A 2,865-nucleotide genomic window follows, 5' to 3' on the forward strand; every position below is an offset into this window, starting at 1 on the left:
CTTTTCTTTTTATAGCGATTTAGTGTTCCTGAGCCATCTTGGTTTAAATCTACATAGATAAACCCATAACGTTTAGTCACTTCTGCTTTCGATGCACTGATAAGATCTATTGGTCCCCAGCTAGTGTATCCCATCACTTCAACACCATCATTAATGGCTTCTCGAATTTGCACTAAATGATCATTCATATAATTTATTCGATAATCATCATTGATAGTGCCATCAGCTTCTAATTTATCTTTAGCGCCTAAACCATTTTCGACAATAAATAATGGTTTTTGATAACGTTCATAAAGTAAATTAAGCAAGTAACGAATTCCAACAGGATCGATTTGCCATCCCCATTCTGATGCTTTAAGGTAAGGATTAGGAACCATGTCTAAAATGTTACCTTTAGTTTTTTGTGATTCATCTGAAGTTGCACAGCAACTCATGTAATAGCTAAATGAAACAAAATCGACCGTTTCTTGCAGATCTTCTTTATCTTGCTCGGTAATATCAAGGTGGATGCTGTTTTCTTTAAAAAAGCGATTCATATAAGTTGGGTAATAGCCACGCACTTGCACATCGCCAAAGAATAGCCAACCATGATTTTCCTGATGAGTAGCCCACACATCTTCTGGTTTTGGCGTAAGCGGATAAGCAACAGCACCTAATAACATATTGCCAATTTTGGCATCAGGGATCATTTGATGACAAAGTTTAACCGCTCGGCTACTGGCAACTAATTGATGATGAATCGCTTGGTAGATTTGTTGTTTGGTGCTGTTTCTATCCAAGCCTACACCCGTAAACGGTTCATGCAATGACATATTGATTTCATTGAAAGTTAACCAATATTTAACTTTATCTTTATAACGTGCAAAAACGGTTTTAGCATAACGAGTAAAAAATTCGATCACTTTACGATTGCCCCAACCGCCATATTGAGTGACAAGATAATAGGGCATTTCATAATGTGATAAAGTGACTAATGGCGTGATGTTGTGCTTTGCCATTTCATCAAATAATTTATCATAAAAGGCTAGCCCAGCTTCATTGGGTTGTTCTTCGTCTCCATTCGGAAATATGCGTGTCCAAGCAATTGATGTGCGTAAACATGTAAATCCCATTTCAGCAAATAGGGCAATATCTTCTGGGTAACGATGATAAAAATCGATAGCGTTGTCTTTTATACTGGAAATCTTGGTTTCATTGCGATTGATAATATCACCAAACAAACCATTGGGTGTGCAATCTGATGTTGATAAGCCTTTACCTTTTTCACGATAAGCGCCTTCAACCTGATTGGCGGCAATGGCACCTCCCCAAAGAAAATTATTAGGAAATTGTGTTGACATTTTTACTCCTTATTTTGGGATAACGCTAATAAAGCCTCTCCACTTTGTATATTTTCTTGTTTAAAAATACGTTGTATATCTTGATAACTATCACTGTTAGTAATAATAATTGGTGTGGTGACTTCGAAACCAGCTTGTTTAATGGCTTCTATATCAAAGCTCACTAATAAATCACCTTTTTTTACTTTACTACCAGCTTCGATGTGTGCTTGGAAATGTTGCCCATCTAATTTTACGGTATCAATACCAATATGGATTAATAGTTCGGCTCCAGAATCTGTTTGAAAACCAATGGCGTGTTTAGTTCTAAAAAGTGAAACGACTTCACCATCGTCAGGCGCTACTGCTTGACCGACTGTTGGAATGATTGCGACACCTTTACCCATTAATTCACTAGCAAAAGTTGGGTCATTTACTTCTTTCAAATCAATTAGTTTTCCTGTCATTGGGCTTGAAATAGCAACGATGGCTTGTTTAACTTCATTAACTTTGTTATTTGCTTCATTGCTTTGTGCTGGCTGTGCATCGTCTGCTTTTTTATCTTTTGGAATACCAAATAGATAAGTAACGATTGTGGCAATAACAAATGAGATAATCGAACCAAACAGAACTGCATAAAATTGTGCGCCAATTCCTGTTGGTGGGATTAATTGTAAGAAAGAAAAGATACTAATAAAGCTGAATGAGTAGATAACTGAATGAAAATAACCAACAATACCACCACCGATCATTGCGGAGACACAGCCGATGATAAATGGGCGTTTTAGTGGTAAGTTAACCCCATAAATTGCTGGCTCTGTTACCCCGAAAATCCCTGATAATACAGAAGAACTAGCTAACGCTCTAACTTGTTGATCTTTACTACGTAACATAACCGCCAATACAGCACCGACTTGGGCAAATACCGCAGGGAATAAGATTGGGATCATAAAATCTTCTTGCTTCAGCGAGATATTGTTCATCGAAAATGGTACTAATCCCCAATGGATGCCAAAAACAACCATTACCTGCCAAAGCCCTGCTAAAATCATGGAAGCAATGACGGAGTTAAGTTCATAAACATAGAGGATACCGCTAGCAACAATATTACTCAAAAATGACACTACTGGACCAATGGCGGCAAAAGTTAATGGTACGGTAATTATCAAACCAAATAGTGGTGAAATAAATTTTTTGAACGAGTCATGCATGATCTTGTTAAAGTTACGTTCTAATAATGAATAGAACCACGCCGCTAAGATTACCGGAAAAACCGATGAAGGATAAGGAATTAATTCAATAGGAATACTGAAAAACTCGGTTTTTAATTCAAAAGCATTGCCTAACATACCAACAACACTAGGATGAACTAACGCCCCACCTAATGCCATACCGACATAAGGATTACCGCCAAATTTTTTAACGGCTGAAAAACCAAGAATTATTGGTAAATAATAAAAAGGTGCATCGGCAATTGCATTTAAGAAGTTGTAAGTTGGCGTGTTAGTTGTAACAACTTCCATCATTTGTAACATCGAAATTATTC

At 37.0% G+C, this 2,865-nt stretch carries 2 protein-coding genes; both read right to left on the minus strand.

Annotated features, from left to right (window positions below; all coding sequences use genetic code 11):
* A partial coding sequence (locus A9G30_RS02235) for a glycoside hydrolase family 1 protein (RefSeq protein ID WP_065587905.1) occupies nt 1–1,340 on the minus strand: 1,340 nt, incomplete at its 3' end.
* A 2-nt stretch (nt 1,341–1,342) separates the two neighbouring features.
* Nucleotides 1,343–2,865, minus strand: a 1,523-nt coding sequence (locus A9G30_RS02240; RefSeq protein ID WP_141671955.1) for a glucose PTS transporter subunit IIA, incomplete at its 5' end; no start/stop codon positions are given.

This window comes from Gilliamella sp. Fer4-1, from assembly GCF_001690515.1.
Lineage (GTDB): Bacteria > Pseudomonadota > Gammaproteobacteria > Enterobacterales > Orbaceae > Gilliamella > Gilliamella apicola_C.